The sequence below is a fragment of the Saccharothrix ecbatanensis genome (assembly GCF_014205015.1).
Classification (GTDB): Bacteria; Actinomycetota; Actinomycetes; order Mycobacteriales; family Pseudonocardiaceae; genus Actinosynnema; species Actinosynnema ecbatanense.
In genome coordinates, this window is the sequence record NZ_JACHMO010000001.1 from 8,843,367 (window position 1) to 8,868,360 (window position 24,994).

Genomic DNA, 24,994 nt, shown 5'->3' on the forward strand with positions numbered 1-24,994 from the left:
CACACGGTGTGACAGCGCGGCTGAGTGACATCGCGACCCAGGCAGGCGTGAGCGAGGCGACGGTCAGCCGAGTGGTCAACGGCAAGCCAGGCGTGTCCGCGAGCACCCGCCAGGCCGTCGTCGCCGCGATGGACGTGCTCGGCTACGAGCGCCCGCCCAGGCTCCGACAGCGCAGCGCCGGGTTGATCGGGTTGATCACCCCCGAGTTGAACAACCCGATCTTCCCGGCGTTCGCGCAGGTCATCGAGCAGGTGTTGACCAGCGACGGCTACACGCCGGTGCTGTGCACGCAGACGCCCGGCGGCTCCACCGAGGATCAGCTGACCGACATGCTGGTCGACCGCGGCGTCACCGGCATCGTCTTCGTGTCCGGGCTGCACGCCGACACGACGGCGAACAAGGACCGGTACGTGAAGCTGGCCGGGCGCGGCGTGCCGTTCGTGATGATCAACGGGTACACCGACCAGGTGTCCGCGCCGTTCGTGTCGGTGGACAACCGGGCGGCCGTCCGGCTCGCCGTCACGCACCTGCTGGAGCTGGGGCACGAGACGATCGGGCTGGCGGTCGGCCCGCCGAGGTTCGTGCCCGCCCAGCGCATGGTGGAGGGCTTCACGCTCGTCCGCCCGCAGGCGTCCGACCTGGTCGAGCACTCGCTGTTCACGGTCGAGGGCGGGCAGGCCGCGGCGAACGCCCTGCTGGACCGTGGCTGCACGGCGATCGTGTGCGGCAGCGACCTGATGGCGTTCGGCGCGATCCGCGCGGCGCGTCAACGGGGTCTGACCGTGCCGCGTGACGTCTCCGTGGTCGGCTTCGACGACTCGCCCCTGATCGTGTTCGCCGACCCGCCGTTGACCACGATCCGCCAGCCGGTCGAGGCGATGGGGCAGGCCGCCGTGCACGCGTTGCTGGAGGAGATCGGCGGCACGCCCGCACCCCACGCGGAGTTCGTGTTCCAGCCGGAGCTGGTGGTGCGCGGCTCGACGGGCGCCCGACCCAGATGACCGTGCTCGCCCAACGGATGCGGGCGCAACGGCTCTCGCACCCGGCGACCGACGTGACGGACCTGTTCACGTCCGTCTTCGCCTTGCAGGCCCAGGACATGCCCGCCGCACGGCTCGCAGCGCGCGCCAGGGGTGTCCGGTCCCTTGACGGTCCTCTAGTGCGCACGTGGGCCATGCGCGGCACGCTCCACCTGCTCCACGAGGACGACCTGTGGGTCGTGAACCTCTTGGGACCGACCTTCATCGCCGCCGGACGACGTCGCCGCGAACAGCTGGGCCTCACCGATGAGCTGTGCGAGCGCGCGCTTCCCGCGCTCCGCGAAGTCCTGACCGAGCCGCTGGAACGCGCCGAGCTCGTCCGCCGCCTGGCCGACGTCGGCATCGTCCTGGACCCGAAATCGCAGGCTCCGGCCCACCTGCTGGCGTTCGCCGCGAACTCCGGCGTGCTGTGCCGGGGGCAGGACGACACGTACCGGCTCCTGCGCATCGACTGCGAGCCCCGTGGCGTGGACGAGCTGTGGCGGCGCTACCGGCGTGCCTACGGCCCGGCGACGCCCGACGACTTCGTCACGTGGAGCGGCCTGCCCAAGCGCCAGGTCAAGGGCCTGCCCGAGGTGGCCGACGAACCGGCCGAGCCGAGCGGCACGGTCCGCATGCTGGGCCACTTCGACCCGTACCTGCTCGGCTACCGCGACCGCTCCCTGGCGCTGGATCCGGAGCACGCGCCGCTCGTCCAGACCGGTGGAGGTTTCCTCACGCCGCACGTCGTGGTGGACGGCCGGGTGGTCGCGGTGTGGCGGCGGGACGGCACGCGGATCGCCGTGCACCCGTTCGACGCCCGGCCGGACGTGGCCCGAGAGGTCGCCGACCTGGGCCGATTCCTCCAGGTGGATGCGGCCTTAACCTGGGTCTAGCACGTGGATAGGGTCACTGCCACCGCAACGAAACCGGGAGGCGCGTTCAAGTTGGGTGTGTTCGTCACGGGTGTGCGACCGCGTTGGTCGGACATGGACGCCTACGGTCACGTCAACCACGCCAACACGGTGACGTTGCTGGAAGAGGCACGGATCGACCTGCTGTTCACCGAGGCGGCCCGGCACGGCGTGCCGGACATGGCCAAGGGCGTGGTGGTGGCCAGGCTCGTGGTGGACTACCTCGCGCCGTTGCTGTTCACGGGCGGTGAGATCGTGGTGGAGATGTCGGTGCGGGAGCTGAAGTCGGCGTCGTTCACGCTCGACTACGCGGTCCGCGAAGGCCGCCGGGAGGGCAGCGCTGTCGTCACGAAAGCGGAGACCCTCATGGTGCCTTACAACCTGACGGCCGGACGTCCGCGCCGTCTTCTCGAAGCCGAGCGCGACTTCCTCGCGGGCTGGCGTGCCGGAGGTAATGGTGCCTGAGTTGGTCCTCGCCGATCCCGCCGAGCGGGACGACCTCGGCGCATTCGTCGCCCGTGCCGTGCGCCTGGAGGCCCAGGCGGTGGTGCGGCTGCGCAACCGACCGTCCGGCGGCCTGGTGGACGCCTGGGTGGCGACGCCGTTCGACGCGCTGGCCACCCGGACCGTCGCCGGGCAGATCACCCCGAACGACGTGACGGTGTCCGGGACGGACCTGCTCACCGGCTTGGCCGTGGTGCGCAGCGAGACCGTCGACCCCGGTCCGGCGCGGGACATGATGTGGCGCTCGGCGCTGCCGCCGTCGGAGGGTTGGCTGCCGGTGGACCGGTTGCCGGGCAGCGTCGTGTCGGAGCTGGCGGAGAAGGGCGTGGAGGTGGCCCGTGAGAACGCCGGTCCGCGCGGCACGCCGCCCGCGTCGCTGCTCGATCAGACGGTGATCACGGTGAGCGGTTCCGGGCTGGACGTGAAGGTGCCGATGCGGTGCCTGTTCGCGTTGTCCGGCATGGGTTTCCTGGGCGGTGACGACGTGCGGATCACGGCCACCGACTCGTGGATGCGCATCGATGCCCGCTTCGGCGCGGTAGTCCGCCGCCGGCACTCCATGCTGCCCCTGCTGGTCTGACGCCGCCGGCCCGACCTCGACCCGTTCCCGCCTCCGCCGGCTACTGTTGGCCGGGGTTTGGCGGCGTTGCGGGGGGCATGGGTGGAGTTCAAGGTGTTGGGGCCGGTCGAGGCCTGGGTGGACGGCAGCCTGGTGGCGGTCGGCGGGCCGAAACCCAAGACGCTGTTGGCGTTGTTGGCGATCCACGCGGGCCGTGTCGTGTCGCTCGACCAGCTCGTCGACGCGATGTGGGGCGAGCAGCCGCCGGACCAGTCGCGGTCGGCGATCTACACGTACGTCTCGTCGCTGCGCCGCGAGTTGGGCGATGTGCTGTCCCGTTCCGGCGGGGGGTACCTGCTGTCCGCCGACCTCGACGAGGTGGACCTGCACGTGTTCACCAGCGAGGTGACCGAGGGTCGCAAGGCGCTGGCCGAGGGCGACCTCAAAGGCGCGGCGGTCCGGTTCGCGACCGCGCTCGGGGCGTGGCGCGGCACCCCGCTGGGTGGCGCGCAGGGCGCCTGGGCCGAGGGTGAGCGCTCGCGGTTGGAGGAGATGCGCCTCGCCGCGCTGGAGGACCGGTTCGACGCCGACCTCGCGATCGGGCGCGGCGAGCCGCTGGTCGCCGAGCTGAGCGCGGCCGTGGCCGAGAACCCGCTCCGGGAACGGCTGCGCAGCCAGCTCATGCTGGCCCTGCACCAGGCGGGGCGGCAGGCGGACGCCCTCGCCTGCTACCAGGAAGGCAGACGGGTCCTGCTCGACGAGCTGGGCCTGGAACCCGGACCGGCGCTGCGGGCGACCCACGAGCGGGTCCTGCGCGGGGACGCCGACACGCGGTCGGCCGATGCCCGGTCGGCCGACGCGGCGTCCCGGGCCGCGCCGACGCCCAGCCAGTTGCCGTTCGACATCGGCGACTTCACCGGACGTGTGGCCGAGCAGGAACGGCTGGTGGCGCGGTTGACCGCGGAGACCGGCGCGGCGCAGGTGTGCGCGATCTCCGGCCAGCCGGGCGCGGGCAAGTCCACGCTGGCCGCGCACGTCGCCCACGTGGTGCGCGACCACTTCGCCGACGGCCAGCTCTACGCGAACCTGCGCGGCGTGCAGGTCGTGCCCGCCGACCCGGCCGAGGTGCTGGCGGGCTTCCTGCGCGCCCTCGGCGTCGCCGACCCGGCCATCCCCGCCGAGCTGGAGGAGCGCTCTCAGCTCTACCGCACCCTGGTGGCCGACCGGCGGGTGCTGATCGTGCTGGACGACGCCCGCGACGAGCGCCAGATCCGCCCGCTGCTGCCCGGCGGCGCGACGTGCGCGTTGCTGGTGAGCAGCCGCGAACGCCTGGGTGCGCTCAGCGGCGCGGCGCAGTTGCACCTGCGCGTGCTGCGCGACGACGAAGCGGTGGAGCTGCTCGATCGCGTGGTCGGCGACGACCGGGTGCCTGCCGAGCCCGACGCCGCCGAGGAGATCGTCCGGCTGTGCGGGAACCTCCCGCTGGCGCTGCGCATCGCGGGAGCCCGGCTCGCGGCCCGGCCGCAGTGGAAGCTGTCACGGCTGGCCGAGCGGCTGGGCGTGCAGCGGCGCGTGCTCCAAGAGCTGACCCTGGGCGACCTGGAGGTGCGCGGCAGCCTGGCGCTGAGCTACGACGGCCTGGGCGAGCGGGAACGCACGGCGTTACGCCGCCTCGGGCTGCTCGACGTGTCCACCTTCGGCGGCTGGCTGCTCGCGCCGCTGCTGGACTGCGACCCGGACGAGGCAGAGGAGGTCGTGGAACGGCTCGTCGACTCCCAACTGCTCGACATCGCGACCACTGACGACGGCGCCGCCCTGCGCTACCGCCTGCACGACCTGACCCGGGCGTTCGCCCGCGAGCGCGGCGAGGCGGAAGAGCCGTTGGAGCAGGCGAGGGCCGCCTGCGCCCGCGCCGCCGAGGCCTGGCTGTCGCTGGTGGAGCTGGCGGGCAGTCGGATGTCGCACGCGAACTTCGGCGGCACGCCCGTCGCGCTCGACCCCCGTTACTTCGACGGGGCCGTCGCCGACGACGTGATCGCCGACCCGGAGGGGTGGTTCGACGCCGAGCAGTCCGGTCTGGTCCGCGTCGTGGAGCGGGTGTCCGAGTTGGATCTGACCGACGTGGCCACCCGCCTGGCCGCCACGCTGTGCTCGTCCCGGTTCTCCGTGCGCAACCTGTTCGGCCAGTGGAGGCGGACGCACTCGTCGGCCCTGGAGGCGGCGCGGCGCACCGGTGACCGGGCGGGCGAGGCGCGGCTGCTGTCCGGTCTGGGCTGGCTGTCCTACGAGCAGGACCGCTTCGACGAGGCCGCGTCGTACTACGGGCAGGCCCTGGACGCCTTCCAGGAGGGGGACGACGCGCTGGGCGAGGCGGCGACACGGCTGTCGCTGAGCACCGTGCTGCGCGAGCGCGGCGAGTTGGACCGGGCCGTCGAGTTGCTGGACCAGGCGCTGGCCGTGTTGCGGTCCTACGACGAGCCGGGCCTGGTCGCGCAGGCCCTGCACGGGCTGGGACGGGTGCTGACCGAACGGGGTGCGCTGGACCAGGCGCTGGAGAAGTGCTCGCAGACGCTGGACTCCTACCGGGAGTCGGGTGACCGGCGCAGCGAGGCCATCGCACTGCGCTCGGTGGGCATCGTGCACCGGGCCGCTGGCCGCTGGGACGAGGCCGCCGAGTACTGCGCCGAGGCGGTGCGCGTGCTCCAGGCGCTGGACGACCGGCTGATGTCCGCGTACGCCGTGCAGGCGCTGGCCAAGGTCCGCATCCGCCAGGGCCGGGCCGACGCGGTGCGCAGCGACCTGTTCGAATGCCTGAGCACGTGCGGTGAGATGCAGGACGACTTCGGCCAGGCGCTCGTCCTGCGCACCCTCGGCGAGCTGGAGATCGCCGCCGGTCGCCCGGACATGGCCCGCCGCTACCTGGACCAGGCGCTGCACCGGTGGGCGGCCCTGTCCCTGCCGGTGTGGCGCGCCAGGACCCTGCGGGACCTCTCCACCGCGCTCACCGCCCTCGGCGAGCCGGCCGCGGCTGACGAGGCGTGGACCGAGGCGTTGCGGATCTTCGTCGCGCACGGTGGTCGTGAAGCGCGCGAACCACGCCCGTCGACCACCGCCGTGCCGGGTCGAACGTCCTGGACGGACTCCGTCAAGGTGTCCTGAACTGCGAAGACAAAGGGCTGGGGGCCAAGTGCTCCCAGCCCTTTCGCATGCCCGGAGTGATCTCAAAACGACCTGAAAACGCGCTTTGAGATTTCTCGGAGAACTCGGCGACAAGGTTGTGCCAACACGGAGGGCCAACCGAAGGGGAACCGAGATGAAGATCTTCACCGGCAAGAATTCCACCCGCGCCGCCGCCTCCGTCGTGGCGGGCTTGCTGACCGCGGGCCTGTGCGCGGCGGGGAACGCCACCGTTGCCCAAGCGGCCGAGCTGCCACCGGGGTCAAGTCGCGTCGGGGTGCTGTCGAACTCCGGTGACGTGCACGTGAAGGAAGGCACGCTGCTGTCGTCCTGGGTCGAGAAGATGTCGACCGGGGTGGTCGCGTTCGAGGTGGCGGGCGATCGCGTTGGCGTGCTGGACACCGGCGGCAAGCTGTGGGTGAAGGAGGGGAACCTCTGGACCGGCTGGTCGGAGCAGGCCGACAACGTCAAGGACTTCCGCCTCGCCGGGAACCGCATCGGGATCGTCCGCACCGACGGCACGGCCGCGGTGAAGGAGGGCGGTCTCCAGGCCGGCTGGTCCGAGCAGGCCAACGGCGTGCGGGAAGTGGAGATCACGCCTGACCGCATCGGCATCGTCGGCACCGACGGCACGGTCAACGTCAAGCAGGGCGGCCTCGGCGCCGGGTGGGTCCCGCAGATCGGCGGGGTCGCCGACCTGGAGCTGTCCGGTGACCGCGTCGGCGTGCTCCGCACCGACGGCACGGTCGCGGTGAAGGAGTCCAACCTCTGGTCCGACTGGGTCGAGCAGACCAACGGCGTCACCGACCTGGAACTGTCCGGCAGCCTCATCGGTGTCGTGCTGGCCAACGGGCTGGCGACGGTGAAGGAGGGCAACCTCTACTCGGCGTGGGTGAACCAGCTCGGTGACGCCGAGGACATCGAGATCTCCGGCGACCGCATCGGTGTGGTGCGCGCCAACGGGTCCGCGGTCGTGAAGGACGGCGGCGTCTACGGCGCCTGGGTCGAGCAGACCAGCGGTGTGAAGCAGTTGCGCCTGGCCACGGCCACGCCCGCTTCCGCGGCGGGCCACGTGACGATCGACGACATCACCGCCATCTACGGCTCCGCGTACGCCACGGACACCGTCGCGGCGGGCTTGCCCGGCCTGAACGAGGTCATGACGCAGAAGGGCATCACCACCCCGACCCGCAAGGCCGCGTTCCTGGCGACCCTCAAGCACGAGAGCGGCTTCCGCTACAACGCCGGTGAAGCGGGGAACATCGCGGTCTACCGAGGCCGCGGCTTCATCCAGCTGACCGGGCAGTACAACTACCAGTCCGCCGGCGCGAGCCTCGGTCACGACTTCCTGAACAACCCGTCCGACGCCGCCTCGCTCCAGTGGAGCGCCAAGGTCGCCGGTTGGTACTGGACGGTCGCCCGCAACATCAACGCCGCCGCGGACGCCTACGACATGGGCGCGGTCGGCCGCGCGATCGGCTACTCGTACGCCCTCGACCCGACCGAGTCGAACAACCGCTGCGCCTCCTACAAGCGCGCTCTCGCCCACTTCAACGGCGGCAGCCTGCCGGTCCCCGAAACCGCCATCGACTGCACCCGCTGACCTCACTCGAATTCCGTCGAAACCCTCGTTCGAACCGAAAGGGAACCACCATGTCCATCAAGACGACCGCGCGCCGCACCGTGACGACCGCCCTCGCCGCCGCCGTGCTCGCCCCAGTCCTCGCCCTGTTCTCCGCAGGCTCCGCCGTCGCCGACGCCCGCACGGACATCCGCGACCTGGCCAGAGCCAACATCGACAAGCAGACGTGCAGTACCAACAGCACGGGTGGGGTGGGCTACATGGACTCCTGCCGCATGGCCCACGCCTGGTGCGCGGACTTCGCCCGCTGGGTGTGGGGGACGGCGGGCCTCAACACCGACCGCCTCACCCCGGCCGCGGGCAGCTTCTACCTCTACGGGGCCAACAAGGGCACCCTGCACACCGACACGGGCTACGTCCCGCAGATCGGCGACGCGGTGGTGCTGAACTACCAGGGCAACGGCTACGCCGACCACGTCTCGATCGTCGACTCGGTCGCCGCCACCTCGATGACCACGATCAACGGCAACTCCGGCGGCTCCGGGCCCACCACCTCGGCGGTGCGGTACGCCACCGGTGGCAACCGGGTCGGCCAGTACATCGCGGGCCAGCGGATCTCCGCGTTCGTCAGCCCGTCCGGCGTCGGCACCACCCCGGTCCTGACCAAGCGCCTGGGCATCCTCGGCGGCGGCGGCGCCGTCCTCGGCAAGCAGGGCGAGCTCGGCACCGGGTGGATCCCCGTGCACAACGGCGGCATCGCGCAGGCGAAGTTCGACGGCGACATGGTCGGCATCGTCGACGCCGGCGGAACCCTGCACGTCAAGCAGGGCGACATGTACCAGGGGTGGGTCCCCCAGATCGGCAACGTGAAGGACTTCGCGCTGGAGTCCCGCACCGGCCGCATCGGCGTGCTGCGCAATGACGGCACGGTCACCGTGAAGGAGGGCGGCCTCCAGGGTTCTTGGGTCGAGCAGACCAACGGCGCCGCCGAGCTGACGCTGTCGGGTGACTGGATCGGCGTCGTCTCCACCACCGGCGCGGTGTCGGTCAAGCAGGGCAACCTGTACGAGGGGTGGACCACCCAGCTCGGCAACGCGAAGCACTTGGAGCTGGACGCGCAGGCAGGTCGGATCGGGGTGCTGCGCAACGACGGCACCGTCGTGGTCAAGGAAGGCGGCCTGTACGGCGCCAACTGGCTCGAGCAGACCAACGGCGTGACCGACTTCGAGCTGTCGGGTGACTGGATCGGCGTGGTCTTCGCCAACGGCCTCGCGTCGGTCAAGGCGGGCAGCCTCCAGTCCGGTTGGACCAACCAGCTCTCGGGCGTCAAGGACATCGAGATCGACGCCGCGGCGGGCCGCCTTGGGTTCCTGCGGACCGACGGCACCCTCGCGGCCAAGGACGGTGGCCTGTACGGCGCCACGTGGCACGAGGTGGGCAACGGCGTGACCACGTTCGACGTGACCAGCTACTGACCCCACCCCGTCTGGGCCCCCGACCGCACCGGTCGGGGGCCCAGCGGTCGTCCGACGGGAGCCGCTGTGGTCGTCCCCATCACGAGGACCGAGGTCTTGGAGCGCGCCGCCACTTGGGTGTGCGTGCCCTACAGCCAGAACGCGTTCCACTCCAACCGCTACGGCACCTACCGCACCGACTGCTCCGGGTTCGTGTCGATGGCGTTCGGGCTGCCCGACGTGCCGCGCGGCGGGCTCAACACGGTGGACCTGGTCGTGGTGAGCACGCCGATCGGCAAGGACGAGCTGCTGCCCGCGGACGTGCTGATCGACCCGGTCGGCGATCGGACGTCGCGACACGTGGTGTTGTTCGAGGCGTGGGCGAACCCCTGGCGCACGCACTACCTGGGGCGTGAGCAGTGCGCCGGGCTCGGCACGGTCCGCCGCACGCTCGTCTACCCCTACGACGGCGGACCGCGTGGCTACCGGCCCTACCGGCTCAACCACGTCACCGAACCGGACTTCTGACCCCTTCGAGCCCGCACCGGCGGGGGCTGCGGCTCTCCGTCGGCTACGCGAGCCAGACGGCCGTGTCAGGTGGCAGTTGGTTGCCGTCCATGGGGCCGCTGGCCAGCAGCACCTCACCGGGCGGCAGCGGTACCGGGCCGCCGGAGGTGTTCAGCGCGCAGATCAAGCCGCCGCCCTTGCGCCGGAACGCGAAGCACCCGGCCGGCGCCCCGTACCACTCCAGCTCGTCACCGCTGAACTCGCTGCGCGATTTCCGCAGCTCAAGCGCGTGTCGGTAGAACGACAGCATCGACTCCGGGTCTTCCAGCTGCGACTCCGCCGTCAGACCGGCCCACTCGTTCGGCTGCGGCAGCCAGGTGGTGGCTGCCTGCGAGAACCCGAACGGCGGGGTGTCGCCCTCCCAGGGCAGCGGCACGCGGCAGCCGTCACGGCCGCGGAGCGTGTGCCTTGAACGCAGCCAGATCGGGTCCTGCAACGCCCAGTCCGGCAGCTCCACGTCCGGGAGCCCCAGCTCCTCGCCGTTGTACAGGTAGACCACACCCGGCAGCGCCAGCTCCACCAGCGTCAACGCCCGCGCCCGCTGCGCGCCGACCGCACCACCGCCGTACCGCGTCACGTGCCGCGGCACGTCGTGGTTGGACAACGTCCAGGTCGGCGGCGTGCCCAGCCCGCGCACCGCGCCCAGCGAGTGCTCGATCGCCGCACGCACGCCATCCGCGTCGAACGGCGCCTGGACCAGCCGGAAGTTGAACCCGAGGTGCAGCTCGTCGGGGCGCACGTACCGGGCGAACCGCTCGTCGTCCTTGACCCAGATCTCGCCGACGGCCATCCGGCCCGGGTACTCGTCGACGACCTTGCGGATCAACCGGTGCACCTCGTGCACGCCGTCGTCGTCGAACCGGGGGTCGAGTGAGTTGTCGTGCATGTCGAGCGCGGCCAGGTCGACCCGCGGGTCGATGTTCGGCAACCCGTAGGGCTTGGCCATCCCGTGCGCCACGTCGATCCGGAAGCCGTCCACCCCGCGGTCCATCCAGAACCGCAACGTGTGCGCCAGATCCGCCGCGACCTCGTGGTTGTCCCAGTTCAGGTCGGGCTGCTCGGGCGCGAACAGGTGCAGGTACCACTGCCCGTCCGGCACCCGCGTCCACGCCGGCCCGCCGAACTGGCTGGGCCAGTTGTTCGGCGGCACGGACCCGTCGAACCCGCCGCCGTCCCGGAACACGTACCGGTTCCGCTCGACCGAACCCGGCCCGGCCCGCAACGCGGCCTGGAACCACTCGTGCCGGTCGCTGGTGTGGTTGGGCACCACGTCGATGGTGACCTTGAGGTTGTGCTCGTGCGCCTCGGCTACCAGGCGGTCGAACGCGGCCAGGTCGCCGAACAGCGGGTCCACGTCGCGCGGGTCGGCCACGTCGTACCCGTGGTCGGCCATGGGCGATGTGAAGAACGGTGTGAGCCACAGGGCGTCCACACCGAGCAGTTCGAGGTAGCCGAGCCTGGAGCGGATGCCGTCGAGGTCGCCCACGCCGTCACCGTTGGAATCGGCGAAGGACCGGACGTAGATCTGGTAGAAGACGGCGTCACGCCACCAGGCGGACTCGTCGGCGATCTCTGGTTGTAGATCGGAGGATCGTCGCACGAGACGTCATCCTGCCATTCGTGACGGACACCGAGGCCACGTTCGTGTGATCAAGAATCACGCCCAGGCATTCATCATGCTGTTGGCGGCCATCTCCAGATAGGCCCAGAGCTGCGCACGGTGCTCCGGAGAGAGATCAACGGAGTCGACCCCCACCTTCGCGCACCGCAGCCACGCGTCCCGTTCAATGGGACCGATCACGAACGGAGCGTGGCGCATCCGCAACCGAGGATGACCCCGGGTGTCCGAGTACGTGTGCGGCCCGCCCCAGTACTGCATGAGGAACAGTCGGAAACGCTCCTCGGCGGGGCCGAGGTCCTCTTCTGGGTACAGCGGACGCAGGACGGGATCGTGGGCCACTTCCTCGTAGAAGCGCGCGACGATCTTGTGGAACGTCTCGTACCCGCCCACTGCTTCGTAGAAGTTCTCCGGAGGAGTGGTCACCCCTCCATCCTGCCTCAGCCCCGAACCGGAAGCCCACGCGCAGGGGCCTAGGGCAAGGGGCCGGCCAGGTCCGGGACACGTCTAGGACGACTTCAGCGAGATGCCCGCCTCTTCCAGCGCGGGCATCAGCTTCGCTCTCAGCGCCCGCTGGACCGCCCACTGCCTGCCCGGCCGCACCTTCACCGTGACCCGCATGGTGATGCCCTCCGGCGTGACCTTCTCCACACCGAGCACCTGCGGCTTGTCGATGACGTCCTTGGCCATGGACTCCTCGTCCGTCGCCGCGACCACGGCCTTGGACAGCACCTCGGCGGCCGAGGACAGGTTCGCCCCGTAGCCGAGGGGCAGGTCGACCACCGCCACCGCGAACCCCTGCGAGGAGTTGCCCACCCGCAGGATCTCGCCGTTGCGGACGTACCAGACGGTGCCGTTGGTGTCGCGGATCGTGGTGATCCGCAGCGCCACCGACTCGACCGTGCCGGTCGCCGGGCCGAGGTCGACCACGTCGCCGACCCCGTACTGGTCCTCCAACATCATGAACATGCCGGACAGGAAGTCCTTGACCAGGTTCTGCGCGCCGAAACCGATGGCCACGCCCAGGATGCCCGCCGAGGTGAGGATCGGCGCGGGGTTCATGCCGACCTCGGTGAGGATCTGGATGAAGGCGATCCCGAACACGATGACCGTGACGAAGGACTTGAGCACCGAGCCGATGGTCTTGGCCCGCTGCTCACGCCGCTCGGAGACCAGCGCGCCCAAGGCCTGCGGGGCACGTTCCCGCAGCGGCTTGAGCAGCTTCGGCTTCCGACCGCCGTTGCCGCGGGTCATCCGGTCGATCAGCCGGCGGAGCAGGAACCGGATCACCACCGCGATGATCACGGTCAACGCGATCCGCAGCCCGCCTTCCGCGATCTTGGGCCCGTTGACCACCCACCACTCGACGGCGAGGGTCGCCTCCACGTTCACCTGCTCAGTCCTCCACTCACAAATCGAGGCCGGTCGCCCAGGCCAGGAACGTCAACTGGTCCACGGCCAGGCCGACCGATCGGCTCACCGATCGGCCCGCGTGCCCCACCTCGGTCTCGCGGCGGAGCAGCACGGGGTGCTTGGTCGGATCACTCGATGTCGCGTGCTGGAGCGCCGCGCACATCTTCCGGGCGTGGTTGGGGTCCACGCGGCTGTCCGACTCGAAGACCGTGAACAGGACCGAAGGGTACTCAACACCGGGCCGGACTCGGTGGTACGGGGAGTAGGCCAGCAGCCATTCCAGCTCTGACGGCACCGATGCGGAGCCGTACTCCTCCGCCCACAGTCGCCCGAGCAGGAACTTCTCGTACCGCACCATGTCCAGCAGTGGCGCCGAGCACACCGCCGCCGCGTACAGCTCCGGTCGCTGCGTCACCGCCGCGCCCACCAACAGCCCGCCGTTCGACCCGCCCATGATCGACAGCTGCTGCGGCGTGGTCCACCCGTCCCCGATCAACTTCCCGGCCGCCGAGTGGAAGTCGTCGAACACGTTCTGCTTCCGCTCACGCCTCCCGGCCTGGTGCCATTCCTCTCCCTCCTCGTCACCGCCCCGCAACGACGCGTGCGCCCACACGCCGCCCGCCTCGACCCAGGCCAACGTCGTCGCGCTGTACCCCGGCCCGCGCCCGACCGCGAACCCGCCGTACCCGGTGAGCAACGTCGGCCGGGGCAGATCCGGGTGTTGTGCCCCGGACACCACGAACATTCGCACGACCGTCCCGTCGGACGACGTGTACGAGAGCTGTTGTGTGGACACCTCCGGCAGGACGACCGTTCCGGGCGCCGCCTCGGCCAGCTCCGTCCGACCCTCGGTGAGCGAGTACCGGTGCACTGACATGGGCGTTGTGAAGTCGGACCACCCGAACCACAGCACGTCCCGGTCCGCAACCGTGCGCGCGTCGACTGTGGACAACCCGTGCACCGACCCCGTCCCCGGCAGCGGCACCTCCCGCAGGTGCGCGCCGGTTCCGGGGGAGTGCAGGTGCAGTTCCGACACCGCGTGCCGCGTCCGCAGCAGGACGAGCGTCCCGTCCAGCCACGTCACCGCGTCCAGCACCGAATCCGGCTGCTCCGGCACCAGCTCGGTCCACTCGGTGGGCGTCTCCGGGTCGGCCACGCACAGTCGGAACCGCGGCGCGTCCAGGCTGGTCCGCAGGTAGAGCCGCCCGTCCGGCGCGATCCACGCCGCGCACTGCACGCCGTCGTCGTCCGCGACCACCGGCTTCAACTCGCCGGATCCGTGCAGGTCGGCGATCCACACCGAGTCCCGTCGCACGGTGCCCGGCACACCGTTCACCAGCAGCCACCGACCGTCCTCGGACAGGGACACCCCGTAGTAGTAGGTGTGGTCGAGCCCGTCACCGTGCACGTTCACGTCGCCCGACGCCGGCGTCCCGACCCGGTGCCGCCACACCCGCCGGTGGAACTGCCGCTCGTCCTCGGGCACCAGCGCCGGGTCGACCCGGCGGACGTAGAAGAACTCCTCCCCGCCCGGCAGCCAGGCCACCGGCGAGTACCGGCACCGGTCGACCGGCCCGTCCAGCAACTCCCCGGAGTCGACGTCCACGACGTGGAGCAGCGAGTGCTCGTCTCCGCCCACGGAGAGCTGGTACGCGAGGCGCGTACCTTCGAGGGAGGGCGACCACCGGTCCAAGGTGGTCCGCCCGGTCGGGTCGACCGTCGACACGTCCAGCAGCACCCGCTCCACACCGTCCACCCGCACGTACAGCACGGGGTGGTCCTGGTCCGGCCCACGCCGGGTGTAGAACGACCGCCCGGCCCGCCACACCGGCGTGCCGACGGACCCGGTCCGCATCAGCTCGGCGAGCCGGGCGCCCAGCGCGGCACGTCCGGGCATGGCGTCCAGCCACGACCTCGCCAGCCCGTCCTGCTCGGCGGACCAGTCGGCGGTGCGGGGGTCGGTGGCGTCTTCCAGCCAGCGGTATGGATCAGCTACGGCGTGTCCGTGCAGGTCCTCGACGAGGTCGAGCCGTGCCGCGGCGGGATAGGTGATCGTCGCAGGCAGCGCTGCGGGGGAGGCCTCAGTCACCTCCGGGAGCGTAGCGGCCCTGATGAAAACCATCTTCGATAGGGGTGTGTTCACCCGGAGTTTCGATCTCGGGTCCGTGACACGTCGCATATCACAGGTGATTTTTGGGGTCGATCTGTGGTCTGCTATTGCTGAACCGGTGGAGGTGGTCGCGTGCCAGACCGACAACCCACCCCGATCGGCGCCCTGGTGAACGCCGGGAACGCGTCGTCGGCACCGTTCGGCCAAAAACAGCTCGCGGTCACGTCCGTGCACGCTGTGGTCGACGGCGAGGGAGCCGGTCAGGCGCCCGTGGTGTTGCCTTGGGGTAGACGCAAGGTCCTGCTGCTCAACGCCACGTTCGAACCGCTCACCGCGCTGCCGTTGCGGCGCGCGGTGGTCCTCGTCGTGTGCGGGAAGGCCGAGGTGGTGCACGGCGACCCCCACGGGGCTGTCGTCCACTCCTCGACGTCCGAGGTCGTCGTGCCGTCGGTGATCCGGCTGGCCAACTACGTGCGGGTGCCCTACCGCGGTCGGGTCCCGCTCACCCGGGCCGGGTTGATGCACCGCGACCGGTACCGCTGCGCGTACTGCGGCGGGCGCGCCGAGACGATCGACCACGTCGTGCCGCGCAGCCGGGGTGGTCCCCACTCGTGGCAGAACTGCGTGGCCTGTTGCGCCAAGTGCAACCACCGCAAGGCCGACAAGCTCCTCTCGGAGCTCGGCTGGCGCCTGCGCGTGGTCCCGAACGCCCCCCGCGGGCCGCACTGGCGGCTGCTGGCCGGCGTCACCGAAGCCGACCCGCTGTGGCTGCCCTACCTGGGCGAGCCCGCGGCCTAGGCGTTCCGTCCGTCACGCCGCCTGGGTGAAGCCCTCGCGGTCCGAAGTGATGCGCACGGAGCCCGGGTCGGTCCCGGTGATCCGCACCGAGTCCGTGTCGTCGCCCGTGATCCTGACCGAGTCGGTCTCGTCGCCGGTGATGCGCACCGAGTCGGTCTCGCCGCCGGTGATGCGCACCGAGTCGCTGTCGTCGCCCGTGATGCGCACGGAGTCGTTGTCCGCGCCGGTGATGCGCACGGAGCCCGTGATCCTGACCGAGCCCGTGATGCGCACCGAACCCGTGATGCGCACCGAAGCCGGGTCGGCGGCGGTGATCCGGACCGAGTCGTAGTCGTAGGAAGTGATGCGGACCGAGCCTTGCGTCGACGCGGACGTGATGCGGACGGAGTCGTCAGAGGTGATCCGGACGGAGTCCCCGGAGGTGATGCGCACCGACCCGGCCAGGACGGCGGGGCGCTGATCGGTCGTAACGCTCTGCTCCAGTTGGGCGTACGACGAAAGAGTGAGGGCGGCGACCAGAGCAAGGTTCACGGTGTACATGTCGTGTCCTCCGAGACTCATCGGGCGGGAATTGGTATCCGGAATCGGATGCGCAAGACCCGTACAGGTGAAAAGCTAGAAGCCGAGTGGGCCCAGTACAAGACGCCAAACCGGCCGCCATACGCCTCCGTATGGGGGAAGGCCGTCCGGGTGTACGCACTGCGACGATCGAGCGGTGGATCTAGTGCATCCGGCACCAATGGACACCGAGGGTGACATTGGCGCAGGTAGGGGTCGTGGAGATCACATCGACCATGTCGGGTGACGGGGATCGTGCCGGTGGCCGACCCGGTGTCGCGCCCGGCACCCTCGTCCCATCATGCGGTCACCGCCGAACACGGGATCACCACGGGCTCCGCGGCGTCCGCGTTCACAGATAGAGCGTCCCGTCGGACGGTGTCGCGCACCCCGGCGAGCCCGTGCCGGTGCGAAAACAGGTGCCCTCGCCCTCACGTGACCAGGACGATCGGTTACCGTAACCGGCGTGACCATCGTGGAGACCATGCTCGTCTTCGCGCTGATCCCGCTGGCCATCTACGGCGTGATCACGCTACTGACGCTGAGGCCGAAGGCCACCCGCATCCAGCGGTACCGCCCGGGCCAGGAATGGAACTACGCCCCCGTCTGGTGGAGTGCGAACCCCGCCGGGCTGACCGGCGGCGCGCACCAGGCCGCCGCTACCCCGGCCGAGGGCCGTACCGCCAAGGGAGGTGCCCGTGGCAACTGGTGAGCTGACGAGGGCGGACGTGGACCCGTCGACCCTGGAGGTCGGCGCGGTCGTCACCAACAGCGGCCGGGTTTCCGCCGCCAAGATGTACGAGCCGCACGCGCCGGACCTGCCGTTCACGCCGGTTCAGCTGGCGAGCCTGGACGAGGCGGTGACGCTGGCCAGCCGGACCACCGGACTGGACTACAGCGTGTACCTCGGCGAACTGGGCTCCGACTTCCGGGCGAAGGCCGAGGAGCTGCACGCGAGCACCCCGCGCCCGTCCCACGCCGTGCTGATCGCGGTGTCGCCGGGTGAGCGCGTGGTCGAGGTGGTGACGGGCGACGAGTCCCACCGCCGCATCTCGGATCGCGGCGCCAAGCTCGCCGTGATGAGCATGGTCGCGTCCTTCAAGGAGGGCGACCTCTCCGGCGGTCTGTTGAGCGGCCTGCGGATGTTGACCGACCAGGCGGGTAGCGCGCCCAAACAGCGCTGAGCCTGACGAAGCAAGCCTGACGGAGCAAGGGCCCCGGCGCTGAGCCGGGGCCCTTGCGTTCACCTGGTCTTGAGCGCGTCCACGAACGCCCTCAACCGCGCCGGGCTGACTTCCAGCGCCGCCTCGGGGTTCTTGCTGTCGCGCAGCGCGCCCAGGTGGTTCGCCACTTCGACGCAATCGCTGCTTAAGCTTCTGCTGGACTTCTTCCACCGCACCGTCATGCGACTCCTGTCGTCCGCTGCACCTCCTTCGCGATGACCTCGAAGGACTGTCCCGGGGTCATCGCGACGTCCAGCAACTCTGGCACGGACTCTTCGAAGCCGGCTACCGCCACGGGCTCCTGCACGACGACGGCACTGACCTGGTTCTCCAAGTGCACGAACGAGGTTCCACCGCACTTGATCAGCTGGAATGCGCCGCTGAGCCCGGCGTGCCAGCCGGTGGCGTGGGGCACGATCCGGAGATCGACGTTCTCGTGGGCGCTCATCATCAAGAGGTGGTCGAACTGCTCGGCCCTGACCTCTGGGCCGCCGACCGTCTGGCTCAGCACGCCCTCGCCGATCAGTGCGGTGTAGCGGACGGGGTTGCGGCGCGTGAGGATGTCCCGTCGTCCCATCCGGACCGCGACGCGAGTGGCGATCTCCTCGTCGGGGACGCGCCCGGCTTCCATGATCGCGCGGCTGTAGGAGCTGACCTGGAGCAGGCCGGGGATGATGAGCGGCGACCACGTCACCACCTCCTTGGCCATCTGTTCGACCTCCACCAGTGCGGCGATCTGCCTGCGGCGCTCCGGCAGTTCGATCACGTCCAAGGGCGATCCGGTGGGGTCCTCGGCCAGCGCGAGGATTTCTTTCCGTACACGATCGGTGATGGTGAGCGGGTCGAGGATGCGGATGACTTCGGCGAGTGTCGGCACGCGTTGTCCGCTTTCGTTGCGTGAGAGCAGCGAATGGATTACACCGATCTTCCGGCCAAGCGCGCGTTGACTGAGGTTATTCTCCTCGCGGACGTTGCGCAGGAGCGCGCCCAAAACCATGGATTTAGAGGTATTGCGTTTCATGATGCGCAGCTTAAAGCGGGACCGGTGGTCCAGTCTCTCGCCCGAAAGCGGTATTGACCGACTGTTCTCCGCCGGACACGCTGTTGTGCAACACAGCTACCGGCCGGTCCGCACGCTGGTCGGACATGCGCGGCGGGTGGTGGAGCGCGCGAGGACTGCGCAGCGCCCACCTCCCGCCGCGTCTCGCAACAAGGGGAGTCATGGAGTCCGAAGAAAGGCCGCCTGCCCGGCTGAGCACTGCCCGCAGTCGGGAATTGGGGGAGGAATTGCGCCGCGTCCGGCACCGGTCCCGGATGTCGTCCGGGTTCGTCGCCGAGGCGCTGGGGTGGTCACTGGGGAAACTGTCGAAACTCGAAACCGGAACTCGGGGCACGAGCCCGTGTGAAATCGGCACGCTGCTCGGTCGTTGCGGCGCGGACAAGCCGACTCGTGACCGGGTCCTGGCCATTGCGAGTGAAGCCGACACAGGCAGTTTCCTGCGGCTGCACGACTCGTCGCCGGACACGTTGACTGCGCTGTCCGTGCACGAGCACACGGCCCGCACCGTCACCGTGTACGAGCCGTTGACGGTGCCGAGCGTGGCCCAGACCGAGGACTACGCGTACGCGCTGACCAGGAACCGGACCCTCACCCAGGCCCGCATGTCACGTCAGGAGGTGCTGCGCCGCACGGACGGCCCGGAGATGGTGATCTACCTCCACGAGGCCTCGTTGCGCCTGGTCGTCGGCGACCCGAAGGTGATGCGCGACCAGTTGCTGCGCCTGGCGCTGATGGGCGGGTGGCCGCACATCTCCTTGCGCGTCATCCCGATGACCGCGCCGTCCCACGTCGCCCTGCGCCACCCGGCGACACTGATGACCTTCGCCACGCCCGTCAAGCCGTTGGCCTACACCGAGACCGACACGGCCACCGTCTTCCACGACGCCCCGGACGCCATCAGCGCGTACCAGACCAAGATCCGCCACCTGGAACGCCTGGTCCTGACCCCGGCCCAGTCCCGCGACGTGCTCACCCGCTGGGCCGACGCCTACGACCGCGACACCCGTTCCTGAGGAGGGATCACACCGCAGGCCGCTGTGGAGTGACGTGGTGGCACCGTGCGGCACCACCACGTCCAACTCCAACGACGGCTCAGGACCGGTCGAACTCCTGGGCTGCCAGGGCACGCACGATGCCCGCACGGCCCTCGGACACCAGTCGCCGCAGGGAGGGCGGGCGTTCCTCGGCCAGCCACTGGTCGGCCGCCGTCACGGTGTCCTTGGAGATCGACCACGACGGGAACAGGCCGACGACCATGGACTGCGCCCGTTCACTCGACCGCCGCTCCCACACGTCCGCCACGTCGGCGAAGTACCGCGCCACGAACGGCTCCAGCAGCGCCTTCTGGCCGGGGTGCTGGACGCCGGCGATGATCGCCTCTGACACCGCGTTCGGCAGCTCGTCGTCGTTCACCGCCCGGTCCCACGCCTCGGTCTTGGCCTCGATCGTCGGCCGCGACGCCCGTGCCGACTCGGCCTTGCGCCGCCCGGTCGCGGTCGGGTCGCGCTCCTCTTCGGCGGCGATCTCCTCCAGCGACGCGGCGCCGTGCGCGACCAGTGCTTGCAGCAGCCGCCACCGCAGGTCGGTGTCGACGTCCAAGCCCGCGAGCACGTCCGTGCCGTCCAGCCAACCCCGCACCACGCCCAGCGTCGGCTCGTCCAGCACCGACCCGGCCAGCGCGTTCACGAACGCCAGCTGGTGGTCCGAACCGGGCTCGGCCGCGAGCGACAGCGCCAGCACCCGGCTGGTGAACTTGCGCCAGCCCTCGTCCCGCCACGACGTGTCCGCGTACGACGACAGCGCCGTCTGCGCCTGCAACAGCAGCCGCTGCACCACGCCGACCTCGGTCTCCGTGCCCAGCCCGCCCAGCACCAGGTTCACGAAGTCGCGGGCCTTCAGCTCCGCCTCACGCGTCATCTCCCACGCCGCCGACCAGCACAGCGTGCGTGGCAACGGCTCGGCGATGTCGGCGATGTGGTCGATCAGCGACGCCAGCGAATCCGGGTCCAACCGCATCGTGCAGTACGTGAGGTCGTCGTCGTTGACCAGCACGAGCTTGCCCCGCGGCACGCCGACCAGCTCGGGCACCTCGGTGCGCTCACCGGACACGTCCAGCTCGACGCGGTGCGTCCGCACGAGCTTGCCGTCCGCGTCCGAGTCGTACACGCCGATCGCCAGCCGGTGCGTGCGCAGCTCGCCCGCACCGGGACGCGCGCCGCCCTGGAGCACGGCGAAGTCGGTGAACCGGCCCTCCGCGTCGACGGAGTACTTGGGGCGCAACAGGTTCAGGCCGGTGGTCTCCAGCCACTGCGCGCTCCACCACGACAGGTCGCGGCCGGACGCCTCCTCCAGCGCGTTGAGCAGGTCCGCCAGGGTCGCGTTGCCCCAGGCGTGCTTGCCGAAGTACACCCGCAGCCCGGCCAGGAAGTTGTCCAGGCCCACGTACGACACCAGCTGCTTGAGGACGCTGGCGCCCTTGGCGTACGTGATGCCGTCGAAGTTGACCTCGACCGCCTGGAGGTCCGGGATGTCCGCGGCCACGGGGTGCGTGGACGGCAGCTGGTCCTGCCGGTACGCCCACGACTTCTCGATCTTGGCGAACGTCGTCCACGCCTGCCGGTACTCGGTCGCCTCGGCCTGCGCCAGCACCGACGCCCAGGTGGCGAACGACTCGTTCAGCCACAGGTCGTCCCACCAGCGCATGGTCACCAGGTCGCCGAACCACATGTGCGCCATCTCGTGCAGCACGGTCTCGGCGCGGCGCTCGTACAGGTAGCGGGTGACGCGGCTGCGGAAGACGTAGTCCTCCAGGAACGTGACGCAGCCCGCGTTCTCCATCGCGCCCGCGTTGAACTCGGGCACGAAGCACTGGTCGTACTTGCCGAACGGGTACTTCACCCCGAACGCGCGGTGGTAGAAGCCGAAGCCCTGCTTGGTCTCGGTGAAGAGCCGCTCGTGGTCCATGTGCGGCGCGAGCGACGCGCGGCAGTAGATGCCCAGCGGAATCGTCGTCTCACCGTCGGTGAACTCGTCGCGCCACTCCGCGTACGGGCCCGCGACCAGCGCGACCAAGTAGGTCGACATGGGCTTCGTGGTGCCGAAGACGTGCTTGTCGGCGCCACCGGAACCGTCCACAGTGGACTCGATCGCCGAGTTGGAGACGACCTTCCAGTGGTGCGGCGCGGTCACCGTCAGGTGGTAGACGGACTTGAGGTCAGGCTGGTCGAAGCAGGCGAACATGCGCTTGGCGTCCGCCGTCTCGAACTGCGAGTACAGGTAGACCTCGCCGTCGACCGGGTCGACGAACCGGTGCAGGCCCTCGCCGGTGTTCATGTACCGGCAGTCGGCCTCGACCGTCAGCTCGTTGACCTCGGCCAGGTCGGGCAGGTGGACGCCGTCTTCCTCGCGGTACTCGGAGACGTCCAGCTCGTGCCCGTTGAGCACGGCGCGGTGCACGTTGGCGGCCACGATGTCGACCCACGAGGACGCGCCGGGCGTGCGGCTGCGGAAGGCAACCGTCGTGGTCGAGCGGAACGTGTCCGAGCCGGGCTTGCCGCCACCGTCGGTCAGGTCCAGCTCGATCCGATAGGAGTCGACTTCCAGCAACGCGGCCCTCTGCTGGGCCTGGTCGCGGGTGAGGTTGGGTGCCGCCACTGGTCACCTCGTCTGCCGGCGCCACGGGGATCTCGGCGCCGACGTCGTCGGAACGGGGATGGTGTCGAGTCGGTGAACACGACAGTCGCATCCAATCACGTAGGACCCGGGGAAGTGGACTGGCGTCCGAGGGAAGACTGCGTGCGGTCGGCTGGTTGACCACACTGGGACGCGCCGAACCTGGCGCGGCTCGAACACGTACAGCCACGGAAGGAACACCGCATGTCGACAGAGGGACGTACGAAGGTCGACTTCTACTTCGACCCGATCTGCCCGTTCGCGTGGATCTCGTCCCGGTGGATCCTCGAAGTCGAGAAGCAGCGGGACATCGATCTCGACTTCCGGGTCATGAGCCTGTCCGTGCTCAACGAGGGCCGCGACCTGCCCGCCGAGTACCGCGAACTGCTGGACAAGGGCTGGGGGCCGGTGCGCGTCGCGATCGCCGCGGCCAAGGTCAAGGGCGACGACGTGCTGCGCGACCTCTACACGGCGCTCGGCACGCGGTTCCACAACGAGGGCAAGAGGGACTACGACGAGGTCATCAAGGAGGCCCTGGCCGAGGTCGGGCTGCCCGCGGAGTTGGCCGAGGCGGCGCACACCGACGCGAACGACGCCGACCTGCGTGCCAGCCACCACCGCGGCATGGACCCGGTCGGCATGGACGTCGGCACGCCCACGATCCACATCGACGGCGTGGCGTTCTTCGGTCCCGTGCTCACCAAGATCCCGCGCGGCGACGACGCCTTGAAGATCTTCGACGGTGCGCGGGCGCTCGCGAGCTACCCGCACTTCTTCGAGCTGAAGCGCACCCGGACCGGGGACCTGGACTTCTCCTGAGGTCGTCGGTGTGACACTCTGGGGCTGTTTTCGCCTTGGAGTGTCACACCGTTCCCCCGGGGAGTCCGCAGTGATCGAGGTCGTCAACCCGACCACCGAAGAGGTCGTCGGCACCGTCCGCGCCGGCACCGCGTCGGACGTCGACGCGGCTGTGACCAGGGCCGTTGCCGCGTTCCCGGAGTGGGCGGCGACGTCGTTGGACGAGCGGTCGGCGCTGGTGCGGCGGGTGGCCGACGCGATGGTCGCGCGGACCGACGAGCTGGCCGCCACCATGACGGCGGAGATGGGCACGCCCATCACGTTCGCGTCCCGGGTGCAGGTGCCGAACCCCGTCGGTATCGCGCGGGGTGTCGCCGATGTGCTCGCGGGCGGCTACTTCTCCGGTGAGGAGATCGGCAACTCGCTGGTGCTGCGCGAGCCGATCGGTGTCGTCGCCGCCATCACGCCGTGGAACTTCCCGCTCCAGCAGATGGTCGCCAAGGTCGTGCCCGCGTTGGCGGCGGGTAACGCGGTGGTGCTCAAGCCGAGCGAGCTGGCGCCGATGACGGCGGACCTGTTGGCCTCGATCCTGGTCGACGCCGGTGTGCCGGAGGGTGTGTTCTCGCTGGTCCACGGCACGGGACCGGTGGTCGGCGAGGCGCTGGCGGCGCACCCGATGGTGGACATGGTGTCGTTCACGGGGTCGACGCGGGCCGGTCGGCGGGTTTCCGCGTTGGCGGCCGAGACGGTCAAGCGGGTGGCGCTGGAGTTGGGCGGCAAGTCCGCGAACGTCGTGCTGGACGACGCCGACGTGACGCGTGCGGTGAAGATCGGTGTGGCGAACGCGTTCATGAACAACGGCCAGGCGTGCAGCGCGTGGACCCGGCTGTTGGTGCCGTCGTCCCGTCACGACGAGGCGTTGGAGATCGCGGTGGCCGCCGCCTCGAAGTACGAGCCTGGTGATCCGGCCCTTCCCACGACCCGTATCGGCCCGGCGGTGTCGGCCGCCCAGCGTGATCGGGTGGTCGGTTATATCCGGAGCGGCGTCGAGGAGGGTGCTCAACTCGCGTTGGGCGGCCCGGATGCGCCGACTTCGCGCGGCTTCCACGTGGCTCCGACCGTCTTTGGCGGCGTTCGGGCGGATATGACCATCGCGCAGGAGGAAATCTTCGGCCCGGTGCTGTCCGTGATGCCGTACAACGACGAGGACGATGCCGTGCGCATCGCCAACTCCACCATCTACGGTTTGGGCGGCGCCGTCTTCTCGGCCGATCCGGATCGCGCGCTCGCCGTGGCGAAACGCCTGCGCACCGGCCAGGTGGACATCAACGGCGCCGCGTTCAACACCAGTGCCCCGTTCGGCGGCTACCGCCAGTCCGGCACCGGCCGTGAGTTCGGCCGGCACGGCCTGGACGAGTTCACCGAACTCAAGTCCATCCAACGCTGACCGCGTGAGTCCTACGTTCAGAACGCGCGAGTCGTACCTTCAGGACCACCGTGTCCTACGTTCAGGACCCCCGAGTTCAACGCTCAGAACAAACGATCTTGTACTGAGCGTTGAACTCGGGGGTCGCGAACGTAGGACTCACGGGTCCTGAACGTAGGACTCACGGGGTCTGGAGGTTCGACACGCGGGGCCTGAGTGTTCGACTCGCGTGGGTTGGTGGCTAGGCGGAGCCGACGCTGGCCTCGTCGGCCGGCCGGAGCGCGTGCGGTCGGTTGTCCCGCCGGCGGGCGTGCGCTTCAGCCGTCAGGCCGGCGAATTCGATATCGCCCAAGACCCCGGTAACCACCTGAATGCGTCTGTCAAATGAGTCGGACATGCTTACCCCCGTGATGGCAATCACCACTTGTCGGCTTCTTTTCGCGTAGTCCTGGGCCGGTCGGGATTCGCCAAGCGTGCTCCCCGCGAATCCCGACCGTGCCCCCCGGGTCACGTGGCGCCTATTGCCGCCGTAGCGGCTCAAG

Annotated in this window: 22 protein-coding genes; 14 read left to right on the plus strand and 8 right to left on the minus strand. The window is 70.0% G+C overall.

From position 1 onward, the window contains the following. The first annotated feature begins 8 nt into the window (after nt 1-8). The 8 genes from F4560_RS39340 (at nt 9) to F4560_RS39375 (ending at nt 9,737) form a co-directional block, all read left to right on the plus strand. On the plus strand, nt 9-1,001 hold the full coding sequence (locus F4560_RS39340) for a LacI family DNA-binding transcriptional regulator (RefSeq protein ID WP_184928109.1): 993 nt from the start codon (nt 9-11) through the stop codon (nt 999-1,001). Continuing rightward, entirely contained in the window at nt 998-1,915 is a 918-nt protein-coding gene (locus tag F4560_RS39345; RefSeq protein ID WP_376775391.1) for a DNA glycosylase AlkZ-like family protein, read from the plus strand. The genes F4560_RS39340 and F4560_RS39345 overlap by 4 nt, the downstream gene beginning before the upstream one ends. Before the next feature lie 51 nt (nt 1,916-1,966). Further along, nucleotides 1,967-2,398 carry an acyl-CoA thioesterase gene (locus tag F4560_RS39350; protein WP_184929667.1) on the plus strand — a complete coding sequence of 144 codons (432 nt, stop codon included), beginning with the start codon at nt 1,967-1,969 and terminating at the stop codon, nt 2,396-2,398. Then, complete coding sequence (locus tag F4560_RS39355; protein ID WP_184928111.1) at nt 2,391-3,017, plus strand: DUF8010 domain-containing protein; 627 nt, start codon at nt 2,391-2,393, stop codon at nt 3,015-3,017. Before F4560_RS39350 ends, F4560_RS39355 begins: the two co-directional genes overlap by 8 nt. An 81-nt stretch (nt 3,018-3,098) precedes the next feature. After that, entirely contained in the window at nt 3,099-6,155 is a 3,057-nt protein-coding gene (locus F4560_RS39360; RefSeq protein WP_184928112.1) for an AfsR/SARP family transcriptional regulator, read from the plus strand. Nucleotides 6,156-6,309: 154 nt separating this feature from the next. Further along, complete coding sequence (locus F4560_RS39365) at nt 6,310-7,776, plus strand: glycoside hydrolase family 19 protein (protein ID WP_184928113.1); 1,467 nt, start codon at nt 6,310-6,312, stop codon at nt 7,774-7,776. A gap of 50 nt (nt 7,777-7,826) precedes the next feature. Next, the gene (locus F4560_RS39370) at nt 7,827-9,230 is read left to right on the plus strand and encodes a CHAP domain-containing protein (RefSeq protein ID WP_184928114.1); all 1,404 of its coding nucleotides are present in this window, start codon (nt 7,827-7,829) and stop codon (nt 9,228-9,230) included. Nucleotides 9,231-9,296: 66 nt separating this feature from the next. Beyond that, entirely contained in the window at nt 9,297-9,737 is a 441-nt protein-coding gene (locus tag F4560_RS39375; RefSeq protein WP_184928115.1) for an NlpC/P60 family protein, read from the plus strand. Between the two features lie 43 nt (nt 9,738-9,780). On the opposite strand, the gene F4560_RS39380 is transcribed toward F4560_RS39375, so the two are convergent. The 4 genes from F4560_RS39380 to F4560_RS39395 form a co-directional block, all read right to left on the minus strand. After that, complete coding sequence (locus F4560_RS39380; RefSeq protein ID WP_184928116.1) at nt 9,781-11,376, minus strand: glycoside hydrolase family 13 protein; 1,596 nt, start codon at nt 11,374-11,376, stop codon at nt 9,781-9,783. A gap of 57 nt (nt 11,377-11,433) precedes the next feature. After that, nucleotides 11,434-11,820, minus strand: a complete 387-nt coding sequence (locus tag F4560_RS39385; protein ID WP_184928117.1) for a globin — start codon at nt 11,818-11,820, stop codon at nt 11,434-11,436. Nucleotides 11,821-11,901: 81 nt separating this feature from the next. After that, nucleotides 11,902-12,786, minus strand: a complete 885-nt coding sequence (locus F4560_RS39390; RefSeq protein WP_184928118.1) for a mechanosensitive ion channel family protein — start codon at nt 12,784-12,786, stop codon at nt 11,902-11,904. Between the two features lie 16 nt (nt 12,787-12,802). Next, entirely contained in the window at nt 12,803-14,896 is a 2,094-nt protein-coding gene (locus F4560_RS39395) for a prolyl oligopeptidase family serine peptidase (RefSeq protein WP_312869750.1), read from the minus strand. A 153-nt stretch (nt 14,897-15,049) separates the two neighbouring features. On the opposite strand from F4560_RS39395, the gene F4560_RS39400 reads away from it, so the two are divergent. Continuing rightward, on the plus strand, nt 15,050-15,715 hold the full coding sequence (locus F4560_RS39400; protein ID WP_184928120.1) for an HNH endonuclease: 666 nt from the start codon (nt 15,050-15,052) through the stop codon (nt 15,713-15,715). A 12-nt stretch (nt 15,716-15,727) separates the two neighbouring features. On the opposite strand, the gene F4560_RS39405 is transcribed toward F4560_RS39400, so the two are convergent. Further along, on the minus strand, nt 15,728-16,255 hold the full coding sequence (locus F4560_RS39405) for a hypothetical protein (RefSeq protein WP_184928121.1): 528 nt from the start codon (nt 16,253-16,255) through the stop codon (nt 15,728-15,730). 484 nt (nt 16,256-16,739) lie between these two features. On the opposite strand from F4560_RS39405, the gene ctaJ reads away from it, so the two are divergent. Next, nucleotides 16,740-16,985: an aa3-type cytochrome oxidase subunit CtaJ gene (ctaJ, locus tag F4560_RS39410; protein ID WP_184928122.1), complete on the plus strand. Its 246-nt coding sequence runs from the start codon at nt 16,740-16,742 to the stop codon at nt 16,983-16,985. After that, nucleotides 16,972-17,457, plus strand: a complete 486-nt coding sequence (locus F4560_RS39415) for a DUF5130 family protein (RefSeq protein ID WP_184928123.1) — start codon at nt 16,972-16,974, stop codon at nt 17,455-17,457. Before ctaJ ends, F4560_RS39415 begins: the two co-directional genes overlap by 14 nt. Nucleotides 17,458-17,516: 59 nt before the next feature. Here F4560_RS39415 and F4560_RS39420 read toward each other — a convergent pair whose 3' ends face one another. Together F4560_RS39420 and F4560_RS39425 are read right to left on the minus strand one after the other, a co-directional pair. Continuing rightward, on the minus strand, nt 17,517-17,678 hold the full coding sequence (locus F4560_RS39420; protein WP_184928124.1) for a DUF397 domain-containing protein: 162 nt from the start codon (nt 17,676-17,678) through the stop codon (nt 17,517-17,519). Continuing rightward, nucleotides 17,675-18,517 (minus strand): helix-turn-helix domain-containing protein, encoded by an 843-nt coding sequence (locus tag F4560_RS39425; RefSeq protein WP_184928125.1) that lies wholly within the window; start codon nt 18,515-18,517, stop codon nt 17,675-17,677. Before F4560_RS39425 ends, F4560_RS39420 begins: the two co-directional genes overlap by 4 nt. A gap of 200 nt (nt 18,518-18,717) precedes the next feature. Between F4560_RS39425 and F4560_RS39430 the strand changes: the two genes are divergently transcribed. Next, nucleotides 18,718-19,569: a helix-turn-helix domain-containing protein gene (locus tag F4560_RS39430; protein ID WP_184928126.1), complete on the plus strand. Its 852-nt coding sequence runs from the start codon at nt 18,718-18,720 to the stop codon at nt 19,567-19,569. A gap of 79 nt (nt 19,570-19,648) precedes the next feature. Here F4560_RS39430 and pepN read toward each other — a convergent pair whose 3' ends face one another. Continuing rightward, nucleotides 19,649-22,210 (minus strand): aminopeptidase N, encoded by a 2,562-nt coding sequence (gene pepN / locus F4560_RS39435; protein WP_184928127.1) that lies wholly within the window; start codon nt 22,208-22,210, stop codon nt 19,649-19,651. 222 nt (nt 22,211-22,432) lie between these two features. Here pepN and F4560_RS39440 point away from each other — a divergent pair, with 222 nt between their 5' ends. Together F4560_RS39440 and F4560_RS39445 are read left to right on the plus strand one after the other, a co-directional pair. Further along, nucleotides 22,433-23,047, plus strand: coding sequence for a mycothiol-dependent nitroreductase Rv2466c family protein (locus F4560_RS39440; protein ID WP_184928128.1), 615 nt, complete (start codon nt 22,433-22,435; stop codon nt 23,045-23,047). Between the two features lie 70 nt (nt 23,048-23,117). Next, a complete protein-coding gene (locus F4560_RS39445) occupies nt 23,118-24,473 on the plus strand; it encodes an aldehyde dehydrogenase family protein (RefSeq protein WP_184928129.1) in 1,356 nt (451 codons plus the stop codon). Nucleotides 24,474-24,994 lie beyond the last annotated feature (521 nt).

What these genes read in the sequence shown, in the direction of transcription:
- F4560_RS39345 (WP_376775391.1), top strand. Translation starts at nt 998, where the DNA reads ATGACCGTGCTCGCCCAACGGATGCGGGCGCAACGGCTCTCGCACCCG.
- F4560_RS39365 (WP_184928113.1), top strand. Translation starts at nt 6,310, where the DNA reads ATGAAGATCTTCACCGGCAAGAATTCCACCCGCGCCGCCGCCTCCGTC.
- F4560_RS39370 (WP_184928114.1), top strand. Translation starts at nt 7,827, where the DNA reads ATGTCCATCAAGACGACCGCGCGCCGCACCGTGACGACCGCCCTCGCC.
- F4560_RS39405 (WP_184928121.1), bottom strand. Translation starts at nt 16,255, where the DNA reads ATGTACACCGTGAACCTTGCTCTGGTCGCCGCCCTCACTCTTTCGTCG.
- F4560_RS39420 (WP_184928124.1), bottom strand. Translation starts at nt 17,678, where the DNA reads ATGACGGTGCGGTGGAAGAAGTCCAGCAGAAGCTTAAGCAGCGATTGC.
- F4560_RS39425 (WP_184928125.1), bottom strand. Translation starts at nt 18,517, where the DNA reads ATGAAACGCAATACCTCTAAATCCATGGTTTTGGGCGCGCTCCTGCGC.
- F4560_RS39430 (WP_184928126.1), top strand. Translation starts at nt 18,718, where the DNA reads ATGGAGTCCGAAGAAAGGCCGCCTGCCCGGCTGAGCACTGCCCGCAGT.
- F4560_RS39440 (WP_184928128.1), top strand. Translation starts at nt 22,433, where the DNA reads ATGTCGACAGAGGGACGTACGAAGGTCGACTTCTACTTCGACCCGATC.